Source organism: Klebsiella sp. A-Nf5 (assembly GCF_002810545.1).
Taxonomy (GTDB): Bacteria; Pseudomonadota; Gammaproteobacteria; order Enterobacterales; family Enterobacteriaceae; genus Klebsiella; species Klebsiella variicola.
In genome coordinates this window covers 16,333-43,052 of the sequence record NZ_PIOG01000254.1, presented here as the reverse complement: position 1 = coordinate 43,052, position 26,720 = coordinate 16,333, and the positions used below count along the sequence as shown (strand labels likewise).

General features: G+C 60.3%; 28 protein-coding genes. 14 read left to right on the top strand and 14 right to left on the bottom strand.

Going from position 1 to position 26,720, the window contains the following annotated elements:
- From nikR to CWM53_RS23585, 7 genes are all read right to left on the bottom strand, one after another.
- A complete protein-coding gene (gene nikR, locus CWM53_RS23615) occupies window positions 1-402 on the bottom strand; it encodes a nickel-responsive transcriptional regulator NikR (RefSeq protein ID WP_048330886.1) in 402 nt (133 codons plus the stop codon).
- Window positions 390-1,181, bottom strand: a complete 792-nt coding sequence (gene nikE, locus CWM53_RS23610; protein WP_100729727.1) for a nickel import ATP-binding protein NikE — start codon at window positions 1,179-1,181, stop codon at window positions 390-392. Before nikE ends, nikR begins: the two co-directional genes overlap by 13 nt.
- Window positions 1,178-1,942 (bottom strand): nickel import ATP-binding protein NikD, encoded by a 765-nt coding sequence (locus tag CWM53_RS23605; protein WP_023340796.1) that lies wholly within the window; start codon window positions 1,940-1,942, stop codon window positions 1,178-1,180. The genes nikE and CWM53_RS23605 overlap by 4 nt, the downstream gene beginning before the upstream one ends.
- Window positions 1,942-2,775 carry a nickel ABC transporter permease subunit NikC gene (gene nikC / locus CWM53_RS23600; RefSeq protein ID WP_074387016.1) on the bottom strand — a complete coding sequence of 278 codons (834 nt, stop codon included), beginning with the start codon at window positions 2,773-2,775 and terminating at the stop codon, window positions 1,942-1,944. Before nikC ends, CWM53_RS23605 begins: the two co-directional genes overlap by 1 nt.
- The gene (nikB, locus tag CWM53_RS23595) at window positions 2,772-3,716 is read right to left on the bottom strand and encodes a nickel ABC transporter permease subunit NikB (RefSeq protein WP_061153052.1); all 945 of its coding nucleotides are present in this window, start codon (window positions 3,714-3,716) and stop codon (window positions 2,772-2,774) included. Before nikB ends, nikC begins: the two co-directional genes overlap by 4 nt.
- Complete coding sequence (nikA, locus tag CWM53_RS23590; RefSeq protein ID WP_100729728.1) at window positions 3,716-5,284, bottom strand: nickel ABC transporter substrate-binding protein; 1,569 nt, start codon at window positions 5,282-5,284, stop codon at window positions 3,716-3,718. The genes nikB and nikA overlap by 1 nt, the downstream gene beginning before the upstream one ends.
- Before the next feature lie 139 nt (window positions 5,285-5,423).
- On the bottom strand, window positions 5,424-6,284 hold the full coding sequence (locus tag CWM53_RS23585) for a LysR family transcriptional regulator (RefSeq protein ID WP_061153054.1): 861 nt from the start codon (window positions 6,282-6,284) through the stop codon (window positions 5,424-5,426).
- Window positions 6,285-6,381: 97 nt separating this feature from the next.
- Between CWM53_RS23585 and CWM53_RS23580 the strand changes: the two genes are divergently transcribed.
- The 8 genes from CWM53_RS23580 to arnF all read left to right on the top strand — a co-directional run bounded on the left by CWM53_RS23580 (window position 6,382) and on the right by arnF (window position 14,659).
- Window positions 6,382-6,888, top strand: coding sequence for a phenolic acid decarboxylase (locus tag CWM53_RS23580; RefSeq protein WP_012540376.1), 507 nt, complete (start codon window positions 6,382-6,384; stop codon window positions 6,886-6,888).
- A gap of 395 nt (window positions 6,889-7,283) precedes the next feature.
- On the top strand, window positions 7,284-8,423 hold the full coding sequence (gene arnB / locus CWM53_RS23575; RefSeq protein ID WP_061153055.1) for a UDP-4-amino-4-deoxy-L-arabinose aminotransferase: 1,140 nt from the start codon (window positions 7,284-7,286) through the stop codon (window positions 8,421-8,423).
- A gap of 1 nt (window position 8,424) precedes the next feature.
- Entirely contained in the window at window positions 8,425-9,408 is a 984-nt protein-coding gene (arnC, locus tag CWM53_RS23570) for an undecaprenyl-phosphate 4-deoxy-4-formamido-L-arabinose transferase (RefSeq protein ID WP_074387019.1), read from the top strand.
- The gene (gene arnA / locus CWM53_RS23565; RefSeq protein ID WP_074387020.1) at window positions 9,405-11,390 is read left to right on the top strand and encodes a bifunctional UDP-4-amino-4-deoxy-L-arabinose formyltransferase/UDP-glucuronic acid oxidase ArnA; all 1,986 of its coding nucleotides are present in this window, start codon (window positions 9,405-9,407) and stop codon (window positions 11,388-11,390) included. Before arnC ends, arnA begins: the two co-directional genes overlap by 4 nt.
- Complete coding sequence (gene arnD, locus CWM53_RS23560; protein WP_074387021.1) at window positions 11,387-12,289, top strand: 4-deoxy-4-formamido-L-arabinose-phosphoundecaprenol deformylase; 903 nt, start codon at window positions 11,387-11,389, stop codon at window positions 12,287-12,289. Before arnA ends, arnD begins: the two co-directional genes overlap by 4 nt.
- A complete protein-coding gene (gene arnT, locus CWM53_RS23555; protein ID WP_100676309.1) occupies window positions 12,289-13,944 on the top strand; it encodes a lipid IV(A) 4-amino-4-deoxy-L-arabinosyltransferase in 1,656 nt (551 codons plus the stop codon). The genes arnD and arnT overlap by 1 nt, the downstream gene beginning before the upstream one ends.
- Window positions 13,941-14,279: a 4-amino-4-deoxy-L-arabinose-phosphoundecaprenol flippase subunit ArnE gene (gene arnE, locus CWM53_RS23550; RefSeq protein WP_004202083.1), complete on the top strand. Its 339-nt coding sequence runs from the start codon at window positions 13,941-13,943 to the stop codon at window positions 14,277-14,279. Before arnT ends, arnE begins: the two co-directional genes overlap by 4 nt.
- Window positions 14,279-14,659 (top strand): 4-amino-4-deoxy-L-arabinose-phosphoundecaprenol flippase subunit ArnF, encoded by a 381-nt coding sequence (gene arnF, locus CWM53_RS23545; RefSeq protein WP_074387023.1) that lies wholly within the window; start codon window positions 14,279-14,281, stop codon window positions 14,657-14,659. Before arnE ends, arnF begins: the two co-directional genes overlap by 1 nt.
- Here arnF and CWM53_RS23540 read toward each other — a convergent pair.
- Window positions 14,656-15,705 (bottom strand): AI-2E family transporter, encoded by a 1,050-nt coding sequence (locus CWM53_RS23540; RefSeq protein WP_100631018.1) that lies wholly within the window; start codon window positions 15,703-15,705, stop codon window positions 14,656-14,658. The genes arnF and CWM53_RS23540 overlap by 4 nt on opposite strands.
- Window positions 15,706-15,838: 133 nt before the next feature.
- Here CWM53_RS23540 and CWM53_RS23535 point away from each other — a divergent pair, with 133 nt between their 5' ends.
- On the top strand, window positions 15,839-17,059 hold the full coding sequence (locus tag CWM53_RS23535; protein ID WP_100631019.1) for an MFS transporter: 1,221 nt from the start codon (window positions 15,839-15,841) through the stop codon (window positions 17,057-17,059).
- On the opposite strand, the gene CWM53_RS23530 is transcribed toward CWM53_RS23535, so the two are convergent.
- On the bottom strand, window positions 17,060-17,617 hold the full coding sequence (locus tag CWM53_RS23530) for a DcrB family lipoprotein (protein WP_025710746.1): 558 nt from the start codon (window positions 17,615-17,617) through the stop codon (window positions 17,060-17,062).
- Between the two features lie 73 nt (window positions 17,618-17,690).
- Window positions 17,691-18,356 carry a 7-cyano-7-deazaguanine/7-aminomethyl-7-deazaguanine transporter gene (locus CWM53_RS23525; RefSeq protein WP_025710747.1) on the bottom strand — a complete coding sequence of 222 codons (666 nt, stop codon included), beginning with the start codon at window positions 18,354-18,356 and terminating at the stop codon, window positions 17,691-17,693.
- Between the two features lie 205 nt (window positions 18,357-18,561).
- Here CWM53_RS23525 and tusA point away from each other — a divergent pair, with 205 nt between their 5' ends.
- Complete coding sequence (gene tusA, locus CWM53_RS23520) at window positions 18,562-18,807, top strand: sulfurtransferase TusA (protein WP_002920858.1); 246 nt, start codon at window positions 18,562-18,564, stop codon at window positions 18,805-18,807.
- 189 nt (window positions 18,808-18,996) lie between these two features.
- On the opposite strand, the gene zntA is transcribed toward tusA, so the two are convergent.
- Together zntA and CWM53_RS23510 are read right to left on the bottom strand one after the other, a co-directional pair.
- Window positions 18,997-21,207, bottom strand: coding sequence for a Zn(II)/Cd(II)/Pb(II) translocating P-type ATPase ZntA (gene zntA / locus CWM53_RS23515; protein ID WP_100729729.1), 2,211 nt, complete (start codon window positions 21,205-21,207; stop codon window positions 18,997-18,999).
- A gap of 78 nt (window positions 21,208-21,285) precedes the next feature.
- On the bottom strand, window positions 21,286-21,912 hold the full coding sequence (locus CWM53_RS23510) for a lysoplasmalogenase (protein WP_004173987.1): 627 nt from the start codon (window positions 21,910-21,912) through the stop codon (window positions 21,286-21,288).
- A gap of 150 nt (window positions 21,913-22,062) precedes the next feature.
- On the opposite strand from CWM53_RS23510, the gene CWM53_RS23505 reads away from it, so the two are divergent.
- Complete coding sequence (locus tag CWM53_RS23505; protein ID WP_165784227.1) at window positions 22,063-22,413, top strand: DUF2500 domain-containing protein; 351 nt, start codon at window positions 22,063-22,065, stop codon at window positions 22,411-22,413.
- 13 nt (window positions 22,414-22,426) lie between these two features.
- On the opposite strand, the gene CWM53_RS23500 is transcribed toward CWM53_RS23505, so the two are convergent.
- Together CWM53_RS23500 and rsmD are read right to left on the bottom strand one after the other, a co-directional pair.
- Complete coding sequence (locus tag CWM53_RS23500; protein WP_002920822.1) at window positions 22,427-22,702, bottom strand: DUF1145 family protein; 276 nt, start codon at window positions 22,700-22,702, stop codon at window positions 22,427-22,429.
- Window positions 22,692-23,288 (bottom strand): 16S rRNA (guanine(966)-N(2))-methyltransferase, encoded by a 597-nt coding sequence (gene rsmD / locus CWM53_RS23495; protein ID WP_002920820.1) that lies wholly within the window; start codon window positions 23,286-23,288, stop codon window positions 22,692-22,694. The genes CWM53_RS23500 and rsmD overlap by 11 nt, the downstream gene beginning before the upstream one ends.
- 183 nt (window positions 23,289-23,471) lie before the next feature.
- On the opposite strand from rsmD, the gene ftsY reads away from it, so the two are divergent.
- From ftsY to ftsX, 3 genes are read left to right on the top strand one after another with little or no spacing between them, the layout of a single operon-like run.
- Window positions 23,472-24,995, top strand: a complete 1,524-nt coding sequence (ftsY, locus tag CWM53_RS23490) for a signal recognition particle-docking protein FtsY (RefSeq protein ID WP_074387030.1) — start codon at window positions 23,472-23,474, stop codon at window positions 24,993-24,995.
- Window positions 24,996-24,997: 2 nt separating this feature from the next.
- Window positions 24,998-25,666 carry a cell division ATP-binding protein FtsE gene (gene ftsE, locus CWM53_RS23485; RefSeq protein WP_008806964.1) on the top strand — a complete coding sequence of 223 codons (669 nt, stop codon included), beginning with the start codon at window positions 24,998-25,000 and terminating at the stop codon, window positions 25,664-25,666.
- On the top strand, window positions 25,659-26,714 hold the full coding sequence (gene ftsX, locus CWM53_RS23480) for a permease-like cell division protein FtsX (protein WP_008806965.1): 1,056 nt from the start codon (window positions 25,659-25,661) through the stop codon (window positions 26,712-26,714). The genes ftsE and ftsX overlap by 8 nt, the downstream gene beginning before the upstream one ends.
- The last annotated feature ends 6 nt before the right edge of the window (window positions 26,715-26,720 follow it).

Genomic DNA, 26,720 nt, shown 5'->3' with positions numbered 1-26,720 from the left:
TTAATTTTCATCCGCTAAACACTGCAAATGCCCATGGCGCACGCCGCGCTGGGCAATCACGTCGTCGGCAAAATGCTGTACTTCGGCCATGTCTCCTTTCAGCACCGCAATCTCCAGGCAGTCGTCATGACTGATATGTACATGCAGCGTGGCGACGGAGAGATCGTGATGATGATGCTGGGTGGCCACCAGCCGGCTCGCCAGTTCGCGTTTCTCATGTTCATACACATACGACAGGACGGCATATCCGCGCCGTGATTCCGGCGACGCAGGATCCTGGTTGAGGGCGTCGCGCAGAATATCGCGTACCGCCTCCGAGCGATTGTGGTAGCCACGGCGGGCGCTGAGCGCATCGAGGGCGGCCAGCAGATCATCATCAAGGGTCAGGGTTACGCGCTGCATGGCATGGCCTCGTTTAGCAGAGTGGCAGGAAAAGGTGGCAGCACCGCGCGCTGCAGCGCCTGACCGGCAGGGGAGTGCAGGCGCAGCGGTAAGCTGACCGTCGCGGTTTCGACGATGCGCCCGTGCTCCATCACCAGCACTCGCTGGCAAAAGCGCTCGACCAGCCGCAGGTCGTGGGTGATAAACAGGCAGGCGGTGTCAAACTGCGCCTGCAGGCGCTTCAGCAGGGCGATAATTTCCGCCTGCAGCAGCAGATCAAGATTCGAAACCGCTTCATCCAGGATCAACAGCTGCGGCCGCACCGCCAGGGCGCGTGCCAGGCAGACGCGCTGCAGTTGTCCGCCGCTGAGCTGCGCCGGGCGCTTATCGAGCAGCGACGGCGCGAGGTCGACGGCCAGCAGCATCTCTTCCACCCGCCGCGCACGCGCCTCACGCGACAAGCGTAACAGATGGCGTAGCGGCTCGCTGACGATCTCGCGCACCGTTTTGCGCGGATTCACCGCGCTAAAGGCATCCTGAAACACCAGCTGAATGTCACGACGGAAGGCGCTGACGGCCTCGCCCTTCAGGGCGGGCAGCGGCGTGCCGCGCCAGGCAATATCGCCGTGCTGCGGCGTTTCCAGACCCACCAGCATCCGCGCCAGGGTGCTTTTCCCACAGCCGCTGCGTCCGAGCAGGGCCACCGTTTCGCCGGGAGCGATGGCGAGTTGGATCTCGTGCAGGACCCTGCCGTGGTGGGGATAATCGTGACTCACCCCGGTAGCGCTGAGTAAATTCATGGTGTTTTCTCCAGCCCGTACAGCGCCAGATGCGCGGCCAGCAGGCGCTGGCTGAGCGGGTGCCGCGGGGCACTGAATAGCGTATTCACATCGCAGTGTTCAACGAGGCGACCGTTCTCCATGACCGTCACGTGATGCGCCAGCCGCGCCACGACGCCCATATCATGCGTCACCAGCAGCAGCCCCAGACCGCGCCTGGCGACGATATCCGCCAGCAGATCGAGAATGCGCGCCTGGGCGATGGCATCGAGATCGGTCGTCGGCTCGTCGGCGATGATAAAGGGCGCGCGGCTGAGCAGGGCGAGAGCGACCATCATCCGCTGCAGCATGCCGCCGCTCATCTCAAAGGGGTAGCGCTTCAGCAACGCCCGCGGATTGTCCAGACCGACCTCCTCCATCGCTGCCAGCAGCACGGCGTCATTTGTTTCACGACCCGCTGCCCGGCAGGTTTCCCGGGCGTGCGCGGCCATGGTCTGCAGTGGATTAAAGGCGCTGCGTGGGTTTTGCATGATGGTGGCAATAGTCGAGCCGCGCAGTTGTTCGCCGTGCACCGGAATGCCGTCGAGCAGCACCCGGCCGGCGGTTTGCCTGACGCCAGGCGGCAACATGCCCAGCGCGGCGGCGCAGGTCAGCGATTTTCCGCAGCCACTGCTGCCGAGCAGCGCCAGCACCTGCCCGCGGCGCAGGGTGAAGGAAACGTCGCTGACCAGCGGTCGGTCAGCGGCAAGCGAGATCTGTTCCAGTTGGATCTTCTGCGGCATCAGTGGCTATGCTCCGCGATCAGGTGGGGATCGAGACGATCGCGCAGCGCGTCGCCCAGCAGGTTAAAAGCCATCACGCTGATGAACAGCGCCAGCCCCGGCCAGACCATTTGCAGCGGCTGGGTCCAGATATACTGTCGGGCGTCGTTGATCATTACCCCCCATTCCGCCGTCGGCGCGCTGACGCCGAGACCGAGGAACGACATGCCGGCCACGTGAAGCATCATATGGCCGATATCCAGCGAGGCGAGCACCAGCAGCGAGGGGATCACCGCCCCGGCCAGATGGTCGCTGAACAGCCGCCACTGGCTGGCGCCGCTCAGTCGGGCGGCGAGGATAAATTCGCGCTGGCGCAGGGAAACCACCAGGTTACGCACCATTCTGGCATACCAGGCCCAGTGCGACAGCGCAATGGCGAGGATCACGTTGGTCAACCCGGTACCCAGCACCCCCACCATAAAGAAAGACAGGATCGAGGTCGGAAAGGTCATAAACAGTTCGGCGAGGCGCATCAGGCCGCGGTCGGCACGGCCGCCCAGCAGCCCGGCGCTGCCGCCGACCGCCAGACCGATCAGCAGCACCAGCAGCAGACAAGCCATCACCGCCCCCAGCGAAACGCGGGTGGCGGCCAGCAGGCGTGAGAAAATATCCCGGCCGAGATGATCGGTGCCAAGCCAGTGCGCTTCACCCGGCGGCAGCAGCCGCTGCTGAAGGTCAATCGCCGCTGGATCCCAGGGCAGCCACCAGCCGCTGCCGATAGCGATGACTGCCAACAGCGCGATAACCAGCATGGCCAGTTTTACCGGCCAGCGAAAACTTCGTAGCCATCTCATGCGCTCACCTCCTCGTGGCGGCGCAGGCGCGGGTCGAGCGCCGCGTTAAGCACATCCACCGCCAGATTGGCCAGCACGAACACCGTCACCATCATCAGGGTAAAGCACTGGATCACCGGGTAATCGCGATTGAAAATGGCGGAAACCGCGTAGCGGCCAACACCGGGCCAGGCAAAGATATTTTCGATAATCATGGTGCCGCCGATCAGCTCGCCAATGTGCATGCCCATGGCGGTCACCACCGGCAAGGTGGCGTTGCGCAGGATATGCCGCCGTTCCACCTGGCGATCGCTTAATCCGCGCAGGCGCGCCCACATCACGTGACGCTGGCTGGAAGCGTCCAGCATGCTGGCGCGCAGCAGGCGGGCGTTGATCGCCAACGACATAAAGGCGATGGAGACGGCGGGCAATATCAGGTGCTGCCAGTCGCCATACCCCATCGCCGGGAGCCACTGCAGATGCACGGAAAAGAGCATCACCAGCAGAAAGGCCAGCCAGAAGTTCGGCATTGAGACGCCGAGAAAAGCAATCAACCGTACGACATAGTCCGGCAGGCGATCGCGATGGCGCGCCGCCCAGATGCCCAGCGGCAGGGAAGTGACGAGGATCAGCGCCAGCGCCGCGCCGGTGAGCAGCAGGGTGGCAGGCAGGAAGTGCAGCAGGTCATCCAGGACCGGACGCTGGGTGGCATAGGAGAGACCGAAATCCAGGTGCAGCGCCCGCCACAGCCAGTGCAGATATTGCATAGCGAGCGGCTGGTTGAGCCCCAGCAGCTCGCGGGTCGAGGCAACCATCTCTTCAGTGGGCGGCAGGTTCGACAGGCGTAAATAATCCAGCGCCGGGTCGCCGGTGCCGAGCCGAAGCAGCAGAAAGATGATGGCGGAGGCGGCGAGCAGCAGCGGGATCAGCAGCAGCAGGCGGCGTAAAATATAGCGTAGCATTATGGCGTTACCGGGTTAATCTGATCGAAAGGGATCTCGGTGGTCACCGGGGCGAACGGCATCTCCCCGACCTTCTGGTGCGCAACCGACATCAGCGAGACATAGCTGATGGGCAGATACACCGCGTCCTGATGCAGGCGGGTCAGCACATCGTGGTACAGTTTTCTCCGCTGTGCTTCGTCCCTTGTGGTCAGCACCTCACTAATCTCTTTATCAATCAGCGCCTTGTCCGGCAGCCCTCGCTGGGCCTGGTAATCCGCATGCGACGGCACGCGCATCGAGCTTAAAAAAGCATGCGGATCGTAGGGCGCGCCCCAGGTGCGATTGAAGATCATGCCGAAGCGGCCTTCGCGCTGGCGCGCGTAGATGCTGCTCTCCTCCTCACCCACCAGGGTGACCTGGACGCCAACCTGCCGCAGATTGGCCTGAATAATTTCGGCCATCGATTTGGCCAGCGCATCGGTGCCGATAAACGCCAGCTCAATCGCCAGCGGTTGCCCGGATTTTTGTCGCCAGGGCTGGCCATCCGGCTGCTGCCAGCCAGCCTGCTCCAGCAGGGCGCGGGCTTTTGCCGGGTCGTAACGGCGCGGCGTCAGATCCTGCGGCGCGTAGGGGACCGAGGGGGCAAACAGAGTGTCGGCAACCTGCTGGGTGCCATACAACACGCTATCGACGAGGGTCTGTTTATCGACGGCGTAGTTGAGCGCCTCGCGAACCGCCTGCTCGCGGGTCGGGCCCTGGCTGGCGTTCAGCGCCAGCATCACCGTTTCCACCGGGGCGGACAGACGAGCCACGTAGCCGGGGTGATGACGAAAGCGTTCGAAGGTATCCAGCGGCAGCAGCCCTTCGTCACCGTACAGCATGTCGATTTCCCCGGTTTCGAACGCCACCGCCCGGCTGGTGGCATCGGGGATCACCTTGATGGTGATTTGCTGCAGTGCCGGTTTGCTACCCCAGTAGCGCTCATTGCGTACCAGCACATCGCGCTGATTGAGCTGCGAGCTTGCCAGCCGCCACGGTCCGGTGCCGATCGGGGCTTTTATGCCCCTGGCAGTGCCGCCATCGATAAACTGCGAGGGGGCGATAAAGCGGAACGGACGGGGCAGGGCCAGCTCTTGGAGTAAGGGCGCGTAGGCGCTTTTCAGGGTGATCTGCAACTCAGTGGCGCTGAGCGCCCGCACGTCGGTGATCTGGTTGGCGAGCTCAAGCCAGGCATGGCGTTGGCGGTTGGCCAGCACCGCCTGGAAATTGGCCGCCGCGGCCTGGGCGTTAAACGGTTCGCCATTGGAGAACGTCACATCGTCGCGCAGGGTGAACCACCAGGTTTTGCCATCGGCGGCGTGACGCCAACGGGTCGCCAGCCAGGGCTGTACGCTGCCGTCAGCCTGATACTTCACCAGCGGTTCATAGACCATGCTTTGGGCAAACATCTGGTTGGGCGTATAGAGATGCGGATTCAGCGGACCGACGTTAACCGGCCAGGCGGTGGTGAGCTGGTGCGGCGTGGCCTGAGCCAGCAGAGGGGCGCAGGCGACCAGCGCCAGCAGGGTGAGGCGGATAATAGACAAGACAGCGATCTCAGCGACAGGAAAGTATGACGATTTTAGTGATTCATCATACTTTGGGAGTAACCTGGATCAATATTGCGCCGGAAAGTATAAGAAAATCGTATCATTACGCGCAGGCGGTAAACGCCGCCTGCGCCTCTCAGGGCGCCCGGAATAAGCCCAGCAGCGTGGCCACCTGTTCGTCGATCGGCGCCAGGTCCCGCTTGACGATCAGATGCAGCGGCGTCGCGCGGCGCGCGCCGTGGCTGAGAGGCAGCCGCTTCAGCACGCCCTGGTCGAGATGGGAACGAATGCGCTCCTCCGGCAGCCAGCCGAACCCGACCTGATACATCACCGCATCAATGGCGGCGTCAATGGTGGAGAAGGTCCAGGCGTCACGCGTCGCCTGGCCATCGCCGGTCTGATCGGCAATGCGCACCAGCGGCCACGGCGCCAGCGCGCTATCCTCCAGCGGCCCATCGAGCGCGGCAAGAGGGTGGTCGCGGTGGGCGACGGCAATGAAATCAATATTCATCAGCCACTCTCCGCGGCCGGTAATATCCTGGCGGCGGGTCAGCACCATCACATCGGCTTCCGTCCGCGCCGCGCGCTCGTCATCAAGGTTTTCCAGCACTTCGGTGAGTCTGACCTGGGTCTGCGGATAGCGCTGCTGAAACTGGCGCAGAATGGCGAACAGTCGCTGGCGAGGGAAAATGCTGTCGACCACCAGATCCAGGCGGGTGCGCGCCCCGTTGCGCAGAGTGGCGGCGTGCGTCTCGACGTAGGCAAAGGCCTGCAGGAGCGGTTTGACCTGATTCAGCAGTAGTTCACCCGCGGGGGTGAGTACCGCCCGCCGGCCGGACGGCGCCAGTAGCGCCACACCTAAGCGCTCCTGCAGCAGCGCGAGATTATAGCTCACCGAAGACTGACTGCGGTTGGTCTCCTCCGCCGCTCTGGCAAAGCTCCCCAATTCCACTACCTTTTCGAGTAACGCCCACTGCTCCAGGGTTGTCTTGTGCATAATCAATCTAAAATTTGGATGTATTTAATCCAAACATAACGTTATTCATTCATTTTTTAAAGACGTATGCTGTCCTCAACGAAACAGAGGAGAATAAATGATGAGCACTTTCGACAAACATGACCTCAGCGGCTTTATCGGTAAACATCTGGTCTACACCTACGACAACGGCTGGAACTACGAGATTTACGTCAAAAATGGCCACACCCTCGACTACCGTATTCACAGCGGCATCGTCGGCAATCGCTGGGTGAAAGATCAGGAAGCGTACATTGTGCGGGTGGGGGAAAGTATCTACAAAATCTCCTGGACCGAACCGACCGGCACCGACGTCAGCCTGATCGTCAACCTGGGCGACAAACTGTTCCACGGCACCATTTTCTTCCCGCGCTGGATCATGAATAACCCGGAAAAAACCGTCTGCTTCCAGAACGACCATATTCCGCTGATGAATTCGTACCGTGATGCCGGCCCGGCCTACCCGACGGAAGTGATTGACGAGTTCGCCACCATCACCTTCATTCGCGACTGTGGTGCCGATAATGACGAGGTTATTAATTGCCCGGCAAGTGAATTGCCAGCTGATTTCCCTGCAAATTTGTAATACAGCAGAAATAAATTTGTGATCTGCGCTAACTTTTTGTCATTAAGCGTGACGATCGCTAATTAAAGTATTGTGTATTGGTTTAATCTCCGTTTACTTTCTGCTATTGCGTTCCTGTTTGTCCCCGCTAACAGGAACGCTTTTCTGTCATACCCCTGCCATAAAAAAATCCTATCATACTGTTTAATAATGAGTTATTACTTGTGTTGGGAAAATATTAATTTCTTAATATTATCCTAAGCAAGGTCGACTACATTAATAGTGGTCGAAATACCCTGAAATGGAATGCCGCGCTGAACTCACTTCATTTTAATTTCGTTTAAGTCCGCAGGCGCAGGATATTTTATTCTAACGACCCTGATTTGTGCGTGGGTCATCTACAGAACAGGATGATGATGAGCGATTTTTTGCCGTTTTCGCGCCCGTCGATGGGCGACGCAGAGCTGGCTGCGCTGCGTGAAGTTTTAGCGTCGGGCTGGATCACCACCGGACCGAAGAATCAGGCACTCGAAGCGGCATTCTGCCAGCTGACCGGCAACCGCCACGCGATTGCCGTCAGTTCAGCGACCGGCGGGATGCATGTGACCCTGATGGCGCTGGGTATTGGCCCCGGCGATGAAGTCATTACCCCTTCCCAGACCTGGGTCTCTACTCTCAATATGATCTGCCTGCTGGGCGCCACGCCGGTGATGATCGATGTCGATAACGACAATCTGATGATTACCCCGCAGGCGGTGGAAGCGGCGATCACCTCGCGTACCAAAGCGATAATTCCTGTGCACTATGCGGGCGCGCCAGCCGACATCGACGCCATTCGCGCGGTGGGCGAGCGCCATGGCGTTCCGGTGATCGAAGATGCCGCCCATGCGGCGGGTACCCATTATAAAGGCCGCCACATTGGCTGGCAGGGGACCGCCATTTTCTCGTTCCACGCGATCAAAAACATGACCTGCGCCGAAGGCGGGCTGATTGTCACCGACGACGACGAGCTGGCTTCCCGCATCCGCAGTCTGAAATTCCATGGTCTGGGCGTGGACGCTTATGATCGTCAGACCCACGGCCGCGCGCCGCAGGCGGAGGTGATCACCCCGGGCTTTAAGTACAACCTTGCCGATATCAACGCCGCTCTGGCGCTGGTCCAGCTGGAAAAACTGAGCCACGCCAATCAGCGCCGGACGGAGATTGCCCAGCGCTACCTGCGCGAGCTGGCGGACACGCCGTTTAAACCGCTGACCGTCCCGGCATGGGATCACCAGCACGCCTGGCACTTGTTTATCATCCGCGTCGATGAGGCCGCATGCGGCATCAGCCGCGACGCGCTGATGGAAAAACTGAAGGCGATGGGTATCGGTACGGGTCTGCATTTCCGTGCGGCTCATACGCAAAAATATTACCGCGAGCGCTTCCCTGAGGTTTCCCTGCCGAATACCGAATGGAACAGCGCCCGCATCTGTTCTCTCCCGTTGTTCCCGGACATGACCGATGACGATGTCACTCGCGTTATTTCCGCACTGCGCCAGCTGTCAGGACGTTGATATGCTTACATACCCTCCCGTGAAGAAGGTTTCGGTGGTTATCCCGGTTTATAACGAACAGGATAGCCTGCCGGAACTGCTTCGTCGTACGGATACTGCTTGCGCCACGCTGGGGCGGCAATATGAAATTCTGCTGATCGACGATGGCAGCAGCGACGATTCCGCGCGCATGCTGACCGAAGCCGCTGAGGCGGAAGGCAGTCACGTCGTCGCTGTACTGTTAAACCGTAACTACGGCCAGCACTCGGCGATCATGGCCGGCTTCAGCCATGTGACGGGCGATCTGATTATTACCCTTGATGCCGATCTGCAAAACCCGCCGGAGGAAATTCCGCGGTTGGTAGAGAAGGCTGATGAAGGCTACGACGTGGTGGGCACCGTCCGCCAGAACCGTCAGGACAGCATCTTCCGCAAAAGCGCCTCGAAGATGATTAACCGCCTGATCCAGCGCACCACCGGCAAAGCGATGGGCGACTACGGCTGCATGCTGCGCGCTTACCGCCGCCACATTATCGACGCGATGCTCAACTGCCACGAGCGCAGCACCTTTATCCCGATCCTGGCGAATACCTTCGCCCGGCGCGCGGTCGAGATCCCGGTGATGCACGCCGAGCGCGAATTCGGCGACTCCAAATACAGCTTTATGCGCCTGATTAACCTGATGTACGACCTGGTGACCTGTCTGACCACCACACCGCTGCGTCTGCTCAGTATTTTCGGCAGCGTGATTGCCCTGCTGGGCTTCGCCTTCGGCCTGATGCTGGTAGTACTGCGTCTGGCCTTTGGCCCGCAGTGGGCGGCGGAAGGGGTGTTTATGCTCTTCGCCGTGCTGTTTATGTTCATCGGCGCCCAGTTTATCGGTATGGGCCTGCTCGGCGAGTATATCGGACGCATCTATAACGACGTTCGCGCTCGTCCCCGCTACTTTATTCAACGTGTTGTTCGCCAGCCGGAAACGGCATCTAAAGAGGAAGATCGTTCATGAAAGCCGTAGTCTTCGCTTATCACGATATGGGTTGCACAGGTATCCAGTCCCTGCTGGACGCTGGGTATGATATCGCTGCTATTTTCACCCACCCGGATAACCCTGGCGAAAACCATTTCTTTGGCTCCGTGGCGCGCCTTGCCGCCGAGCAGGGCATTCCGGTGTGGGCGCCGGAAGACGTGAACCATCCGCTGTGGATTGAGCGTATCCGCGAGATGAAGCCGGACGTGCTGTTCTCGTTCTACTACCGCAACCTGTTGGGCGATGAGATCCTCAATCTGGCGCCGAAAGGGGCATTTAACCTGCACGGTTCGCTGCTGCCGAAATATCGTGGCCGTGCGCCGCTGAACTGGGTGCTGGTCAATGGCGAAAGCGAAACCGGCGTGACCCTGCACCGCATGGTGAACCGCGCGGATGCCGGCGATATCGTCGCCCAGCAAACCGTGGCGATTGGCCCGGATGACGCCGCCCTGGCGCTGCATCGTAAGCTGTGCACCGCTGCCACTGAACTGCTGGGCCAGGCGCTGCCGGCTATCCTTGAAGGAAAAACTACAGAGCGCCCGCAGGATCACAGCCAGGCGACCTACGTGGGGCGTCGTACCCCGGAAGATGGCCGCCTCGACTGGGAGCAGCCGGCGCAGACGCTGCACAATCTGGTGCGTGCCGTCTCTGACCCGTGGCCGGGCGCGTTCGGCTACGCCGGCGCAAACAAATTTATTGTCTGGAAATCCCGTGTACGCCGCGATCTGCCGGCAGCCAAACCGGGCACCGTTATCTCCGTTGCGCCGCTGATCGTGGCGTGTCAGGACGGGGCGCTGGAAATTGTCACCGGCCAGACCGAACGCGGTGTGTACATGCAGGGCACTCAGCTGGCGCAGGCGCTTGGCCTGGTGTCCGGGGCAGTGATCAGCAGCAAACCGGTGGTGGCGATTAAGCGTCGCACCCGCGTGCTGATCCTCGGCGTCAATGGCTTTATCGGTAACCATTTGACCGAGCGCCTGCTGCAGGACGACAACTATGAAATTTACGGCCTGGATATCGGCTCCGACGCCATCAGCCGTTTCCTTGAGAGCCCACGTTTCCACTTCGTGGAAGGCGATATCAGCATTCACTCCGAGTGGATCGAATATCACATTAAGAAATGCGACGTGGTGCTGCCGCTGGTGGCCATCGCGACCCCGATCGAATACACCCGTAACCCGCTGCGCGTGTTCGAGCTGGATTTCGAAGAGAACCTGAAGATCATCCGCGACTGCGTGAAATACAATAAGCGCATCATCTTCCCGTCGACCTCTGAAGTGTACGGCATGTGCACCGACAAAAACTTCGACGAAGATACCTCCAACCTGGTGGTCGGGCCGATCAACAAACAGCGCTGGATCTACTCGGTTTCCAAGCAGCTGCTGGATCGCGTGATCTGGGCCTACGGCGATAAGTACGATCTCAAGTTCACCCTGTTCCGTCCGTTCAACTGGATGGGGCCGCGCCTGGATAACCTCAACGCCGCGCGTATCGGTAGTTCCCGCGCCATCACCCAGCTGATCCTCAACCTGGTGGAAGGGTCGCCGATCAAGCTCATCGAAGGCGGCAAGCAGAAGCGCTGCTTTACCGATATCAGCGATGGTATCGAAGCGTTGTTCCGCATCATCGAGAACAAAGACGGCCGCTGCGACGGGCAGATCATCAACATCGGTAACCCGGAAAACGAAGCGAGTATCAAAGAGCTGGCCGAAATGCTGCTCGCCTGCTTCGAACGCCATCCGCTGCGCGATCGCTTCCCGCCGTTTGCCGGCTTCCGTGAAGTGGAAAGCAGCGATTACTACGGGAAGGGCTACCAGGACGTTGAGCATCGTAAGCCGAGCATTCGCAACGCCAAACGCTGCCTGAACTGGGAACCGACCGTCGAGATGGAAGAGACCGTTGAGCATACGCTGGACTTCTTCCTGCGCACGGTTGAACTGGTGGACGATAAAAATCCATGAAACAGGTCGGCTTACGCATAGATGTCGATACCTTTCGCGGAACGCGGGACGGCGTTCCGCGGCTGCTGGACCTGCTGGGCCAGCACGGGATTCAGGCAAGCTTCTTCTTCAGCGTCGGGCCGGACAATATGGGGCGCCATCTGTGGCGCCTGATAAAACCGAAGTTTCTGTGGAAGATGCTGCGTTCCAGAGCGGCTTCGCTGTACGGCTGGGATATTCTGCTGGCCGGCACCGCCTGGCCGGGACGCCGCATCGGCGCGGGTAACGAAGCGGTGATCCGCGCGACCGCCGAGTCTCATGAAGTCGGGCTGCATGCCTGGGATCATTACAGCTGGCAGGCGTGGAGCGGCGTCTGGCCGCCCGAGCGGTTAACGCTGGAGGTTGAGCGCGGTCTGCTGGAGCTCGAGCGCATTATCGGCCGTCCGGTCACCTGCTCGGCTGTCGCCGGCTGGCGCGCCGATCAGCGGGTAGTCAAAGCCAAAGAATCCTTCGATTTTCTCTACAACAGCGACTGTCGCGGCACGCGGCCGTTTCTGCCCCAGCTCGGTAGCGGCACGTCCGGTACGGTGCAGATCCCAGTCACGCTGCCGACCTGGGACGAGGCGGTGGGCACGGCGGTCGATATCGCTGGCTTTAACCGCTACCTGCTGGATTGCATCCATCGCGACACGGGCGTGCCGGTCTATACCATTCACGCCGAAGTGGAAGGTATTGCCTACGCCGATCAGTTCGATGAACTGCTGACCATGGCGGCGGAAGAAGAAATTCAGTTTTGCCCACTGAGCCAGCTGCTGCCCGCTGACTTTAGCGAGCTGCCGTCTGGCAAAGTGGTTCGGGGTGAACTGGCTGGCCGGGAAGGCTGGCTCGGACGTGAACAATTACTGACTTCGGGTGTTTGATGAAAAGCATTCGCTATGGCGTCTCTCTGATTGCGCTGTTTGCGCTGTATTACCTGCTGCCGCTCAATTTCCGTTTGCTCTGGCAACCCGATGAAACCCGCTACGCGGAGATCAGTCGTGAAATGCTGGCCACCGGTGACTGGGTGGTGCCGCATTTTCTCGGATTGCGCTACTTCGAAAAGCCGATTGCCGGTTACTGGATCAACAGTATCGGTCAGTGGCTGTTTGGCCATAATAACTTCGGCGTACGCTTTGGGTCGGTCTTCGCCATCACCATGACCGCTGTGCTGGTGGCCTGGCTGGCGTGGCGGATCTTTCGCGATAAGCGGGTAGCCGTCCTGTCGCCGGTTATCTTCCTTACCGCCCTGCTGGTCTACGGCATCGGCACCTATGCGGTGCTGGACCCGATGATCACCCTGTGGCTGGCGCTGGCGATGTGCAGCTTCTGGGGCGCGACGCAGGCGCAGACCCGCAACGGCAAAATACTGGGCTACGTGCTGCTGGGCGTCGCCTGCGGTATGGGGGTGATGACCAAGGGCTTCCTTGCGCTGGCGGTGCCGGTGGTGGGCGTTCTGCCGTGGGTGATCGCCCGTAAACGCTGGCGTGAAGTGCTGACCTACGGTTGGCTGGCGGTGGTCGTTTGTACGCTGGTGGTGCTGCCCTGGGGGCTGGCTATCGCCCAGCGTGAGCCGGACTTCTGGCGCTACTTCTTCTGGGTCGAGCATATTCAGCGTTTTGCCGAAAAAGATGCCCAGCACAAAGCGCCGTTCTGGTACTACATCCCGTTCCTGATTGCCGGCAGCCTGCCGTGGCTGGCCTTGCTGCCGGGGGCGCTGAAGCGCGGCTGGCGCGAGCGCGATGAGGCGCGAGGGGCGCTATACCTGCTGGGCTGGGTGGCAATGCCGTTCCTGTTCTTCAGTATCGCCAAAGGCAAACTGCCGACCTATATCTTGCCGTGCTTTGTGCCGCTGTCGATTCTGATGGCCCGCTACGCGCTGGAGGCGGCGAAAACCGGCGCGAAAGCGCTGCGCATCAACGGTATGATCAACCTGGGATTTGGCCTGCTGGGGCTGGTCGCCGTGCTGGTAGTCTCTCCCTGGGGCGTGATGCACAAGCCGGTGTGGAGCAAGATTGAGCTGTATAAATGTCTGCTGGCGGCGATCGCCTTCGCCGTCTGGGCGCTGATGGGCTGGCTGGCGATGAAAAACCCTGGCCGCCGCTGGAGCCTCGCCGCGCTCTGTCCGCTCGGCCTGGCGCTGCTGGTGGGCTTCGCTATCCCGGACCGGGTTATCGACAGCAAACAGCCGCAGTTCCTCGTGGATATTGTGAGCGAGTCCCTGCAGCCCAGCCGTTACGTCCTGACCAACAACGTTGGGATCGCCGGTGGCCTGGCCTGGGAGCTGAAGCGCAGCGATATTATTATGTTCGACAAACAGGGTGAGCTGAAGTACGGTCTCGACTGGCCGGACGCTCAGGGAAGCTTTGTCAGCCAGGCCGGGTTCACTGACTGGTTGGCCACGCATCGTCAGCAGGGGCCGGTCTCGCTGGTGCTGTTGATGGATAAAGGAGAGAGTATGGTCGACTTACCGTTACCGAAACCGGATAACGCCTACGAGCTGGGTCGGGTGGTCTTCCTTCAGTACCTGCCGCAATGAGTGTCTGGATCTGTCTGGTGTTCGCCAGCCTGCTGAGCTGCGCCGGACAACTCTGCCAGAAACAGGCGACCCGCCCGTCCCGTCGCGGACGGCGGAGTCGCCATATACTCTTCTGGCTGGGGATGGCGCTGTTATGCCTGGGCTGCGGCATGCTGCTGTGGCTGAGCGTCCTGCAGTCTATTCCGGTCAGCATCGCCTACCCAATGCTGAGCCTGAACTTCGTTTGGGTTACCCTGGCGGGCTGGGGTATCTGGCATGAGCCGGTCGCCCGTCGTCACTGGTTTGGCGTCGGGTTGATCGTCGTGGGCATCGTCATTCTGGGGACCAGCGTCTGATGGGCTTTCTCTGGGCATTATTCAGTGTCGGCCTCGTCAGCGCCGCGCAGCTCCTGCTGCGCAGCGCCATGGTGGCCCTGCCGCCGCTGACCGATATTCTGGTATTTATCCAACATCTGCTGCATTTTCAGCCAGGTACCTTCGGCCTGTTTTTCGGCCTGCTGGGCTACCTGCTGTCGATGGTCTGCTGGTACTTTGCCCTGCATCGCCTGCCGCTGTCGAAAGCGTATGCGCTGCTGAGCCTGAGCTATATCCTCGTGTGGGCCGCCGCCATCTGGCTGCCCGGCTGGCATGAGCCGTTCTACTGGCAATCGCTGCTGGGCGTGGCAATCATCGTCGCCGGCGTATTAACGATCTTCTGGCCGGTCAAACGCCGCTAGCCGGGGAGCCGGCTTTTGGGACGCCCCGGGCCGAGCAGGAGCGCCAGCTTGCTGCCCCCGACGGTGGTCTCCATCCAGATTTTACAGACGCTGGTTAACGGCACCGAGAGCAGCATCCCCACCGGCCCCAGCAGCCAGCCCCAGACCAGCAACGACAGGAACACCACCAGGGTCGACATCCCCAGCCGATGGCCCATCATGCGCGGCTCCACCATGTTGCCCAGCACCATATGCACCACCAGAAACAGCGCCCCGACCAACAGGCACTCATAAATGCCGCTAAACAGCAGCGCTTGCAGCATGGGGGGGATAGCGGAGATGGCGGAGCCAATGTTCGGCACATAGTTCAGCAGAAACGCCAGCACCCCCCACATCAGGGCGAACTGTACCCCCATCGCCAGCAGCCCCAGCCAGACAATCAGCCCGGTCCACAGGCTAATCAGCGTCTTCAGCGCCAGATAATGGGTGACGCCTTTCAGCGCCCGGTGCAATCCTGCGATGTGCAGGCGAGGGTTATTGAGGGCAAAACGCAGTTTGTAGGGCAGGTGGCGAACCTCAAACAGCATAAAGATCACCGTCATCACCAGCAGCACGATGCTGGCCATCGCCCCGGAAAGCTGGGTCATTAGCGTCGTGGCCCAGGTCATCAGCCGTTCTGAATCCATGCGCCGCAGCATGCGCTCCGGATTGATATGCAGGTTAAGGAAGGGGAGATACTCCTGGAGCTGGAGGATCTTGCGTGTCATTGCTCGGTTGAAATCGGGCAGCATGGCGACGAAGTCATTGAGCGACGCCGCCAGTACGCCAAGCAGCGCGGTGAGCATCACCAGCATCGCTGTCACTACCAGGGTAATGGCGAATGGACGGCGCACCCCGCGGCGAATGAACCAGCTGACCAGCGGGTTGAGAACAATAGCGAAAAACAGAGCCAGCAGCAGCTGCACCAGAATATCGGCGGCGGCGTGGATCCCGGCGAGGATAATCACCAGCGCTGCCAGCTTAAGTAAAATATGGAGCCCGGCTTTATCAGCCTGCGGAGAGGACATAGGGATTCCTTTTATGAGTCGCGCCAGTTAAGTGTAGCGGTTCGCCGACTGCCAATATTCCGAAAGGAGGGCTGCTTTTCCGCCGACAGCGTGGTAATAGTGAAAGCTGGTTGTCGAAATCTGGTGGAACCTGATGCCCGAACCCGTCGCCGAACCGGCGCTCAATGGACTGCGCCTCAATCTGCGGATTGTCTCTGTCGTAATCTTTAACTTTGCCAGCTATCTCACCATCGGCCTGCCGCTGGCGGTGCTGCCCGGCTATGTTCATGATGTCATGGGCTTTAGCGCTTTCTGGGCCGGGCTGGTGATTAGTCTGCAATATTTCGCCACGCTGCTCAGCCGCCCGCACGCCGGGCGCTACGCCGACCTGCTGGGGCCCAAAAAGATTGTTGTCTTCGGTCTCTGCGGCTGTTTTTTGAGCGGTCTGAGCTATCTGCTGGCGGCCTGCAGCAGCGGCTGGCCACTGATTAGCCTGCTGTTGTTATGCCTCGGGCGGGTGATCCTTGGAATCGGTCAGAGCTTTGCCGGCACCGGGTCGACGCTGTGGGGCGTCGGCGTGGTCGGTTCGCTGCATATCGGCCGGGTGATTTCGTGGAACGGGATTGTGACCTACGGGGCGATGGCGATGGGCGCGCCGCTCGGCGTGCTGTGCTATTCGCATATTGGCCTCAGCGGCCTGGCGGTGGTCATTATGGCGGTGGCGCTGGTGGCGATCCTCTGTGCGCTGCCCCGCGCGGCGGTGAAGGCAGCTAAAGGTAAAGCGATGTCGTTTCGCGCGGTGCTTGGCCGGGTCTGGCCCTACGGCATGGCGCTGGCGCTGGCCTCCGCCGGCTTCGGGGTGATCGCCACCTTTATCACGCTGTTTTATGACGCTAAAGGCTGGGACGGCGCGGCTTTCGCTCTGACGTTATTCAGCTGCGCGTTCGTTGGCACGCGGCTGCTGTTTCCTAACGGCATTCATCGCCTCGGTGGACTGAACGTGGCGATGCTCTGCTTTAGCGTGGAGATTATCGGACTGTTGCTGGTCGGCATTGCCGATACGCCGCTGTTGGCGAAGATCGGTACCTTCCTTACCGGGGCGGGGTTCTCGCTGGTCTTCCCGGCGCTGGGGGTGGTGGCAGTCAAAGCGGTGCCGCAGCACAATCAGGGGTCGGCGCTGGCGACCTATACCGTGTTTATGGATTTGTCGTTGGGCGTTACCGGGCCGCTGGCCGGATTGCTGATGGCGTGGACCGGGATCTCGATGATTTATCTCGCCGCGGCGGGGCTGGTGATGGCGGCGCTGCTGTTGGGCTGGCGGCTAAAAAAACGGCCCCCGGTTAGCGAACCGGAGGCCATCGCACCAGGCCAGTAATTACTGAATGGTGAGGGTGTTGATGATGCTTTCTGCTTCGGTCTGTGCCTGCTGCTGGTTATCCGCCGGCAGGGTCACCTGCAGGGTCAGCAGTTTGTCATCCACTTTGCCAAGCAGTACGGAAGACCACGCGGTCTGCCCCTTGGCGGAGATGATGCTGTCCAGCTGCTGCAGGGTATGGCCTTTAATCTCCAGCGATTTATTGCTCACCACCTGTAGCTGCGGGTCGCGGCTACGCTGCTGATCTTCCAGACGTTTCGCCAGCACCGCCAGATCTTCATTGGTGCTGTCGCCGACGATGACGATGACCGCTTTCTGGCCGGTAGCGTCAGAGTAGACGTGCATGTTGTTCGCCTGGGTACCCAGTTTGCCGCTCTGGTCGGCCATGCCCGCAGGCAGGGTGAAGCTCAGCTTGCCATCCAGCAGGCTGATTGCCTGGCCGCTGGCATTGCTCTCCGCTGCTGCGCCAACGGTTGGCGCTTTTGAATCGCTGTTATCGCAGGCGGCAAGCCCCATCACCAGCAGGCCAATACCGACATATTTAACCAAATTGCGCATTGACATCTTCCTTTCGATAAACGGCCACTAATGGCTCATCCGGCTATCTTAACACATCAGCCCGCGAGTACCTTTAACTCGGCTGCAATGCCGACAAATCAGATTTATCCGCCAGTCTTTTCAACAGCATATTTAACAACACGCCGTACATCGGCAGGAAGAAAATGATGCTGATAAGCACTTTAAAGCTGTAGTCGACGAGGGCGATTTCCCCCCAGTGGGCGGCCATAAATGGGTCCGGGCTGCGCCAGAAAGCGATAAAGAAGAATGCGACGGTATCGCTAATGTTGCCGAACAGCGTTGAGGCGGTGGGGGCCAGCCACCAGTGGCGGCTCTGCCGCAGGCGGTTAAAGACGTGGACGTCGAGGATCTGCCCTAGCGCATAGGCCATAAAGCTGGCGATGGCGATACGCGCGACGAAGAGATTAAAAGTGCCCAACGCGGCAAAGCCCTGCCACTCGCCCATGTAAAACAGGGCGGAAACACCGTAGGAAATGACCAGCGCCGGGACCATCACCGCGAAAATGATGCGTCGCGCCAGCGGTGCGCCAAAAATGCGTACCGTCAGATCGGTGGCGAGGAAGATAAACGGAAAACTAAACGCGCCCCAGGTGGTATGGAAACCAAAAATGGAGATCGGCAGCTGAACCAGATAGTTGCTGGAGGTGATCACCAGCAGATGAAATAGCGAAAGCCAGACGAGCGCTTTTTTGCGCTGTACGGTAGTAAACGGATTCATATTGTGACCTTTTTATGCCCGTCATGCTTCAGGTTAAGGAGCAATCGGCAGCGGAACGTTGGGGTGAGGGAACCCAATAAAAACGGCTGCATGATACTGCGTTACCGGCGTAATGCAATGGTTGTTTTTCGCGCAAACGTTAACCTGGCTTGCGTACTGGCGAACTGGGGGTAAACTAGGGCCGTTTTGTTGACGTGAGACTAAAATGAGCGAACTTTTCTCCACTCCTGACCACACCCTGGATGCCCTGGGGCTCCGCTGCCCGGAGCCGGTCATGATGGTGCGTAAAACCGTGCGGACGATGCCGGTCGGCGAGACGCTGCTGATTATTGCTGACGATCCGGCCACCACCCGCGATATCCCGGGATTCTGCCGCTTTATGGAGCATGAGCTGGTGGCCCAGGAAACCGAAGCCCTGCCGTACCGCTATCTGATCCGCAAAAGCCACTGAGCTTTTCCCGGATAGCGGCGCGTTGCGTCTTATCCGGGCTACCCGACGGTCCGGAACCGTAGCCCTGCTAAGCGTAGCGCGAGCAGGGAATATCCCGGATGGCGGCGCGTTGCGCCTTATCCGGGCTACCCACGGTCCGGAACCGTAGCCCTGCTAAGCGTAGCGCGAGCAGGGAAGTCGGTATCTATGCTACAACTTCTTACGCAATAACCGCACCGCGTTAGCCGTTACCAGCACGGTGGCGCCGGTATCCGCCAGCACCGCCAGCCACAGGCCGGTCAGGCCGAGCAGGGTGGTGACGAGGAAAATCCCCTTCAGCCCTAAGGCAATCGCGATGTTCTGGCGAATATTGGCATGGGTGGCGCGCGCCAGGGAAATCATCTGCGCCAGGCCGGTCAGACGATTATGGGTCAGCGCGGCGTCGGCGGTTTCCAGTGCCACGTCGGTGCCGCTGCCCATGGCGATGCCGATGGTGGCTGCTTTCATCGCCGGAGCGTCGTTGATGCCGTCCCCGACCATCGCCAGCGGCGCATCGGCATTCAGCGTCATGACGGCTTTCACTTTGTCCTCCGGCAGCAGACCCGCGCGGAATTCCAGCCCCAGTTCGCTGGCGATGGCCGCCGCGGCGCGCGGGTTATCTCCGGTGAGGATCACCCCCTGCACCCCCAACTGGTGTAAGGCATCCACCGCCTGACGCGCGTCATCGCGCAGAGTGTCGCGCAGCGCCAGGATGCCGAGCAGCGTCTCGCCGCGCATCACCAGCACCACCGTTTGCCCGGCGCTCTCCAGCTGCTGGATCTGCGCCTCATGCTCTGCCGGGGAGGCTTTGCTGGCGGCGCAGATCAAGATGCGGCTGCCGTTCACCTCGGCTTCGATACCAGAGCCCGCCAGCGCCCGCTGGCCGCTGGCAAGCGGAATACTCAGCTGACGCCGCTGTGCTTCACGGACGATGGCCTGCGCCAGTGGGTGGCTGGAGCCTTGCTCCACCGCCGCCGCCAGCGCCAGCAGCGCGTTGTCGTCAACCTCAGCTGTGGCGACAACCGAAGTCACCTGCGGCTGGCCGACGGTCAGGGTGCCGGTTTTATCGAACGCCACCTGCCGCACCTGGCCCAGTTGTTCCAGCGCCGCACCGCCTTTGATTAGCGCTCCGCGTCGGGCGGCGACCGCCAGGCCGGAGGTGATGGCCGCCGGTGTGGAGATGACCAGCGCGCACGGACAGCCGATCAGCAGCAGCGTCAGTCCTTTATAAATCCACGGCAGCCAGGCGCTGGCAAAGAACAGCGGCGGGACAATGGCGACCAACAAGGCTACGACCATAATGGCCGGGGTGTAGATCCGGCTGAAGCGGTCGATGAAGCGCTCGATCGGCGCCCGACGCTCCTCTGCCTCTTCAATCAACTTCAGGATGCGGTCGATGGCGCTGTCGCCCGGTTCGGATATCACAGTAAGCTGCACCAGGCGATCGACGCTGGTGGCGCCCGCCGCGACCCGTTCCCCGGCCTGACGCTCCACTGGCACCGACTCGCCGGTCAAGGCGCTTTCATCAAAGCTGGCAAACGGCGACAGCAGCTGGCCATCCGCCGGCAGACGCCCGCCGGCGGCCACTTCAATCACATCTCCGGGACGCAGGTCGCGCTGGGCGACGGTTTCCCGCACGCCGTTGCGCAGACGGATGGCGGTGTCGGGCTTCAGCGCCATCAGCGCGCTCACCCCCTGCCGTGCGCGGCTGGAGGCCCAGCCTTCGAGACGCTCGCCGATCAGGAACAGCAACAGCACCATCGCCGCTTCCGCAGTGGCGCCGATAAACAGCGCCCCGATGGCGGCGACGCTCATCAGCGTTTCAATCGCGAACCAGCTCCCGCTCTTGATCAGGCGCAGCGCCTGGCGAGCAACCGGCCACAGGCCGACCAGGGTGGTAGCAACAAAGGCCAACTGACCGGCGGGGTGGTTGGCCTGCTCCAGCCCCCAGCTCAGGGTCATCATGATAACCAGCGTCAGTAACGGCAGATTGTCGCGCAGCAGCGACTCTCGGGTTTTCTCTGCTGCGGGAGCATCGGCATCGCGCAGCGTATAGCCCGCCTGGCGGACCGCGTTCTCAACCTGAGCGCGGATATCGCCCTCGGCGTTAACCAGCAGCTTTTCTGTGGCGAACAGCACCTGAACCTGACTGACGCCGGGCACCTGACGAACCGCGGTTTCCACCTTGCGGGCGCAGGCGGCGCAGTCCATGCCATCAACCTGCCAGCTATAGCGGGCGTCGCTGAGTGCTTCGGCGGCAGGGGCGGATTCTGTGGTGCAGGCGTGGTCTGTGCAGCAGCTCTCCGCCGGCGCAGTCGCTGGCCGCATGGTGAATGACGAGAATTGTGGAACTTTTTTATCCTGCGCGTCTGGAGTCGACATGGCACCCTCCGGGAAATGATAATTTTCTCATTAGCCGTAGGATACACTCTGGAGTCGACTCCAGAGTCAAGGACTAAATTACAGGTACAATGCGCGCACGATCAGGAAGTGGCCGGCAAAGTAGAACGCGGCGGCAATGGCGTTATCGGCGCGGAAGCGGCGACGGTAGTGGCTCACCAGCCACACGGCATTGCTCAGCAGCAGCAGGGCCGCGCCGGCGAAACCAGACAGCGCGGTGTTGGTGGGGCGGGCAAACCACAGCTCACCGGCCAGCCAGACCATCACCAGCGTCATTCCGATAAAGGTCAGCACCGGCATTTTCATCTCTTCCAGCCGACTCCAGATCACCGCCATTAGCAGGGCGCCGAATACCAGCAGCACCAGCGGCAGCGGCCAGAAGAACGACAGCGTCAGCTGGCTGGCGAACCAGATGGTATACAGCAGATGTGACAGGAAGAAAGCGCCCACCGCGTACATCACCCGCTGGCGCGGCAGCAGGGTCAGGGCGTCGCCGAGCAGCGAGGCGCACAGGCCAGCCAGCACCAGATAGCTGATGGCATTGAACATCGGCGCCTGCCAGGCCAGTAACAGCAACAGAATCAGGGTGACTGGTTTAAATACCCAGCGTCGCCAGGCCGGCCCACGATAGGATGCATCGACATAAAGCCATGCGGAGAAACAGACAGCAATAAATGACCAAAGCATAGTAAGTCCCTGTATCTGTTATCATAAAGAAAGTTACGGATGCGTGATGCTACAACTCAGTGTAGTGGTTTGGCGTAGCAGATGACAATGTTATTCCCGACGCAGTATGCTGATTCCTGATATTTTTTATGGGTAACCTTAATGAGTAAAATGCCCCTCTTTTTTGTTTTGGTTGTCGCGGTGATTGTGGTGGCGGCTTCGTTTCGCTATGTACAGCAGCGCCGTGAGAAACAGGCGAATGACGCCGCGCCGTTGCTGCAAAAGCGGGTTATCGTCAGCAATAAACGGGAAAAAGTGATTAACGATCGGCGCTCGCGGCAGCAGACGGTGACGCCTGCAGGCAGTGAAATGCGCTATGAAGCGAGCTTTCGCCCCGAAAACGGTGGGCTGGAGGTGGTGTTTCGCCTTGAAGCGCCGCAATATCATGCGCTGAGCGTGGGCGATCGCGGGATGTTGAGTTATAAGGGCACAGCGTTCGTGGCGTTTACGCCCGATCACTGAGCCCTTTTCAGGACTACTTTTTCAGCGTCGCCTTCAGTTTTTTCTGCCAGGCGACGAGCTCAAACACGCCGAAGATAAAAATGCGGATTTGCTCAAAGCGGCTCAGCGGCGGCGCCTCTTTCGGCTGCGTCGCCTTCAGCAGCGTCAACTGCAGCCCGTGCATCAGGATCATGAAAATCAGCGCGACGTTGACGAAGATATTCAGCGGCTTCGGGAAGGGCTGAAACAGATTCAATAACAGAAAGGCCCAGACGCACAGCATCAGCAGGCGGCCTAAATTAATCAGCATGGTGCTCTCCTTGGGCCTCACGTTGGTAAAGACGGTAGGCGACCTGTCCGGCCACTTTTTCACGATACAGCTGCCAGTTAGCTGGCACCGGCGGTAAGCCATTTTCGACTTCGCTTTCGACATACACCAGGGCCTCATCGGCCAGCCAGCCTTGTGTCTCCAGCAGACGTAGCGTCTCCTCCAGCAGCCCCTGACGGAACGGCGGGTCGACGAACACGATCTGGTGCGGTGTCCCCGGCTGGCTCAGGAAGCTGAGGGTGTTGGTGGTGATCACCTTGCCGCGATCCGCTTTCAGGGTGGCGAGATTTTTTTGCAACTGCTGGGCTACGCCGCGCTCCATCTCCAGTAGCGTGGTGCTGGCCGCATAGCGGGACAGCGCCTCCAGCCCCAGCGCGCCGCTGCCGGCAAAGCAGTCGAGGCAGTGCGCGTCAACGATGGACGGCGCCAGCCAGTTAAAAAGGGTTTCGCGAACCCGGTCGGTGGTCGGCCGCAGGCCCGGGCTCTCCGGCACCGGTAATTTACGGCCGCGCCATTGCCCACCGATAATGCGGATCTGGCCGCTGCCCGCGTGGTTTGGTTTTTTCATCTCTCTGCTCAAGTCTCAACTTCCGGCCTGCTATTCTAGCGATCGACGGCGGTTGACGAAACCTTAATCCGGGGGCGGTGCTGCGAGTTAAGTTAAGTGATAGACTATCCGACTAATTTCATCATTTTTTCAGCTTCTGATGAAGCTGCGCCATGAATAAAACAGCGAGGAGTGTGGTCGCAAATGGCAAAAGAGAAAAAACGTGGCTTCTTTTCCTGGCTGGGCTTTGGACAGAAAGAACAGGCACAGGAAACCGAGACTGAACAAAAAGTAGAAGAACAACAAGCGGTTGCCGATGAGACGCCGGTAGCGGAAACCCCTGCTGAGCCGAGCGCGCCGAAAGCAGACCCGGAAGCGTTTGCCGAAGACGTCGTTGAAGTGACCGAGACGGTAGTCGAAAGCGAAAAAGCGCACCTCGCGGAGCCTGCCAGCGTGCAGGAAGAAGAGGGGCTGGAAACGCCTGCTCTGGCCGAAGACGCGCCTGTTGTTGAACCGGAGCCCGCGGTCAGCGAACCGCTTGAACAGCCTGCGGTGGTTGAGCCGCTGGCGGAAGAGGTTATCGCCGAACCGGTGGTGGCGGAAGCCGTAGCAGAGCAGCCTGTGGCAGACGTTATCGCCGAGCCGCAGGAGACGGATGTCCCTGAAGAGGACGCCCCGTTAAGCGATGAAGAGCTGGAAGCACTGGCGCTGGCGGCCGAGGCGGCAGAAGAGGCGGCGGTCGTGGTGCCGGAGCCCGAGGACGAGGCGCCGGTGGAAGCGCTGGCTCAGGAGCAGGAAAAGCCGACGAAAGAAGGCTTTTTCGCCCGCCTCAAGCGTAGCCTGCTGAAAACCAAAGAGAACCTCGGTTCCGGATTTATCAGTCTGTTCCGCGGCAAGAAGATCGACGATGATCTGTTTGAAGAGCTGGAAGAGCAACTGCTGATCGCCGACGTCGGGGTGGAAACCACCCGCAAGATCATTACCAACCTGACGGAAGGCGCCAGCCGTAAGCAACTGCGCGATGCGGAAGCGCTGTACGGCCTGCTGAAAGAAGAGATGGGCGAGATTCTCGCCAAAGTGGATGAGCCGCTGAACGTTGAAGGCAAAACGCCGTTTGTTATTCTGATGGTCGGCGTAAACGGGGTGGGGAAAACCACCACCATCGGCAAGCTGGCGCGTCAGTTTGAGCAGCAGGGTAAATCGGTGATGCTGGCGGCGGGGGATACCTTCCGCGCGGCGGCGGTGGAACAGTTGCAGGTCTGGGGTCAGCGTAACAATATCCCGGTGATCGCCCAGCATACCGGCGCGGACTCCGCCTCGGTGATTTTCGACGCCATTCAGGCGGCGAAGGCGCGCCATGTTGACGTACTGATTGCCGACACCGCCGGGCGTCTGCAGAATAAATCGCACCTGATGGAAGAGCTGAAGAAGATTGTCCGGGTGATGAAAAAACTGGACGTCGACGCGCCGCATGAGGTGATGTTAACTATTGACGCCAGCACCGGGCAGAATGCCATTAGCCAGGCCAAACTGTTCCATGAAGCGGTAGGATTGACCGGGATCACCCTGACCAAGCTGGACGGCACCGCCAAAGGCGGCGTGATCTTCTCGGTGGCCGATCAGTTCGGTATTCCGATTCGCTATATTGGCGTCGGCGAGCGTATTGAGGATCTGCGTCCGTTTAATGCGGGCGACTTTATTGAGGCACTTTTTGCCCGAGAGGATTAAGAATGATTCGCTTTGAACAAGTCAGCAAAGCCTATCTCGGTGGGAGACAAGCGCTGCAGGGGGTGACCTTCCACCTGCAGCCGGGCGAGATGGCGTTTCTGACCGGCCATTCCGGCGCAGGGAAGAGTACTCTGCTGAAGCTTATCTGTGGTATCGAACGGCCCAGCGCCGGGAAAATCTTCTTCAGCGGTCATGAAATCAGCCGTCTGAAGAGCCGTGAGGTGCCGTTCCTGCGCCGCCAGATCGGCATGATTTTCCAGGACCACCATTTGCTGATGGATCGTACCGTGTATGACAACGTGGCGATCCCGCTGATTATCGCCGGTGCCAGCGGCGATGACATTCGTCGCCGCGTCTCGGCGGCGCTGGACAAGGTCGGCCTGCTGGACAAAGCGAAGAACTTTCCGATTCAGCTCTCCGGCGGTGAGCAGCAGCGCGTGGGTATTGCCCGCGCGGTGGTCAACAAGCCGGCGGTGCTGCTGGCGGATGAACCGACCGGTAACCTCGACGAGGCGCTCTCGGAGGGGATTTTACGTCTGTTTGAAGAGTTTAACCGCGTTGGGGTGACGGTACTGATGGCGACGCACGATCTGGGGCTTATCTCCAGTCGTCCGTACCGCGTGCTGTCGCTCAGCGACGGCCATCTGCATGGAGGCATTCGGGGTGAATAAGCGCGACGCAATGAACCAGATTCGCCAGTTCGGCAGTAAGTTCGATCGCCTGCGCAACGCGGCGGGCGGCAGCGGCGGCGGGCGCAATGCGCCAAAACGGCCGAAAGCGGCGCCTAACCCGGCCTCGCGTAAGAGTAACGTGTTCAACGAACAGGTGCGCTATGCCTGGCACGGCGCGTTGCAGGATCTAAAAAGCACGCCGCTGGCGACCTTCCTGACGGTGATGGTCATCGCCATTTCGTTGACCCTGCCAAGCGTCTGCTACATGGTCTACAAAAACGTTAGCAGCGCGGCGTCACAGTACTATCCATCGCCGCAGATCACCGTTTATCTGGAAAAAACGCTGGATGACGACGCCGCGGCGCGGGTGGTGGGCCAACTGCAGGCGGAGCAGGGCGTCGACAAGGTAAACTATTTGTCCCGTGACGAGGCGCTGGGTGAATTCCGTAACTGGTCAGGCTTTGGCGGCGCACTGGATATGCTGGAAGAGAACCCGCTGCCGGCGGTCGCCATCGTGGTACCGAAGCTGGATTTCCAGAGCACGGAAGCGCTGAATACCTTGCGCGAACGGGTATCGCGGATCCAGGGGGTGGATGAGGTGCGGATGGACGACAGCTGGTTTGCCCGTCTCTCCTCGCTTACCGGGCTGGTAGGCCGCGTGTCGGCGATGATCGGCGTGCTGATGGTGGCGGCGGTGTTCCTGGTGATCGGCAACAGCGTGCGTCTGAGCATCTTCGCCCGCCGCGATACCATTAACGTGCAGAAGCTGATCGGCGCCACCGACGGCTTTATCCTGCGTCCGTTCCTCTATGGTGGGGCGATGCTGGGCTTCTCCGGCGCGTTTTTATCGCTGATCCTGTCGGAGATTCTGGTGATGCGCCTCTCGTCGGCGGTGACCGAAGTGGCGAAAGTGTTCGGCACCCAGTTTGAGCTGAGCGGCCTGGGCTTCGACGAGTGCCTGTTGATGCTGATTGTCTGCTCGATGATCGGTTGGGTCGCCGCCTGGCTGGCGACAGTGCAACATTTACGTCACTTTACTCCCGATTAAAAAAAG

Bases quoted from the DNA above. Each gene is read 5' to 3' on its own strand.
- nikR (WP_048330886.1), bottom strand. From the start codon at position 402: ATGCAGCGCGTAACCCTGACCCTTGATGATGATCTGCTGGCCGCCCTC.
- nikE (WP_100729727.1), bottom strand. From the start codon at position 1,181: ATGAATTTACTCAGCGCTACCGGGGTGAGTCACGATTATCCCCACCAC.
- CWM53_RS23605 (WP_023340796.1), bottom strand. From the start codon at position 1,942: ATGCCGCAGAAGATCCAACTGGAACAGATCTCGCTTGCCGCTGACCGA.
- nikC (WP_074387016.1), bottom strand. From the start codon at position 2,775: ATGAGATGGCTACGAAGTTTTCGCTGGCCGGTAAAACTGGCCATGCTG.
- nikB (WP_061153052.1), bottom strand. From the start codon at position 3,716: ATGCTACGCTATATTTTACGCCGCCTGCTGCTGCTGATCCCGCTGCTG.
- CWM53_RS23585 (WP_061153054.1), bottom strand. From the start codon at position 6,284: ATGCACAAGACAACCCTGGAGCAGTGGGCGTTACTCGAAAAGGTAGTG.
- CWM53_RS23580 (WP_012540376.1), top strand. From the start codon at position 6,382: ATGATGAGCACTTTCGACAAACATGACCTCAGCGGCTTTATCGGTAAA.
- arnB (WP_061153055.1), top strand. From the start codon at position 7,284: ATGAGCGATTTTTTGCCGTTTTCGCGCCCGTCGATGGGCGACGCAGAG.
- arnC (WP_074387019.1), top strand. From the start codon at position 8,425: ATGCTTACATACCCTCCCGTGAAGAAGGTTTCGGTGGTTATCCCGGTT.
- arnA (WP_074387020.1), top strand. From the start codon at position 9,405: ATGAAAGCCGTAGTCTTCGCTTATCACGATATGGGTTGCACAGGTATC.
- arnD (WP_074387021.1), top strand. From the start codon at position 11,387: ATGAAACAGGTCGGCTTACGCATAGATGTCGATACCTTTCGCGGAACG.
- arnT (WP_100676309.1), top strand. From the start codon at position 12,289: ATGAAAAGCATTCGCTATGGCGTCTCTCTGATTGCGCTGTTTGCGCTG.
- arnE (WP_004202083.1), top strand. From the start codon at position 13,941: ATGAGTGTCTGGATCTGTCTGGTGTTCGCCAGCCTGCTGAGCTGCGCC.
- arnF (WP_074387023.1), top strand. From the start codon at position 14,279: ATGGGCTTTCTCTGGGCATTATTCAGTGTCGGCCTCGTCAGCGCCGCG.
- CWM53_RS23540 (WP_100631018.1), bottom strand. From the start codon at position 15,705: ATGTCCTCTCCGCAGGCTGATAAAGCCGGGCTCCATATTTTACTTAAG.
- CWM53_RS23535 (WP_100631019.1), top strand. From the start codon at position 15,839: ATGCCCGAACCCGTCGCCGAACCGGCGCTCAATGGACTGCGCCTCAAT.
- CWM53_RS23530 (WP_025710746.1), bottom strand. From the start codon at position 17,617: ATGCGCAATTTGGTTAAATATGTCGGTATTGGCCTGCTGGTGATGGGG.
- CWM53_RS23525 (WP_025710747.1), bottom strand. From the start codon at position 18,356: ATGAATCCGTTTACTACCGTACAGCGCAAAAAAGCGCTCGTCTGGCTT.
- tusA (WP_002920858.1), top strand. From the start codon at position 18,562: ATGAGCGAACTTTTCTCCACTCCTGACCACACCCTGGATGCCCTGGGG.
- zntA (WP_100729729.1), bottom strand. From the start codon at position 21,207: ATGTCGACTCCAGACGCGCAGGATAAAAAAGTTCCACAATTCTCGTCA.
- CWM53_RS23510 (WP_004173987.1), bottom strand. From the start codon at position 21,912: ATGCTTTGGTCATTTATTGCTGTCTGTTTCTCCGCATGGCTTTATGTC.
- CWM53_RS23505 (WP_165784227.1), top strand. From the start codon at position 22,063: ATGCCCCTCTTTTTTGTTTTGGTTGTCGCGGTGATTGTGGTGGCGGCT.
- CWM53_RS23500 (WP_002920822.1), bottom strand. From the start codon at position 22,702: ATGCTGATTAATTTAGGCCGCCTGCTGATGCTGTGCGTCTGGGCCTTT.
- rsmD (WP_002920820.1), bottom strand. From the start codon at position 23,288: ATGAAAAAACCAAACCACGCGGGCAGCGGCCAGATCCGCATTATCGGT.
- ftsY (WP_074387030.1), top strand. From the start codon at position 23,472: ATGGCAAAAGAGAAAAAACGTGGCTTCTTTTCCTGGCTGGGCTTTGGA.
- ftsE (WP_008806964.1), top strand. From the start codon at position 24,998: ATGATTCGCTTTGAACAAGTCAGCAAAGCCTATCTCGGTGGGAGACAA.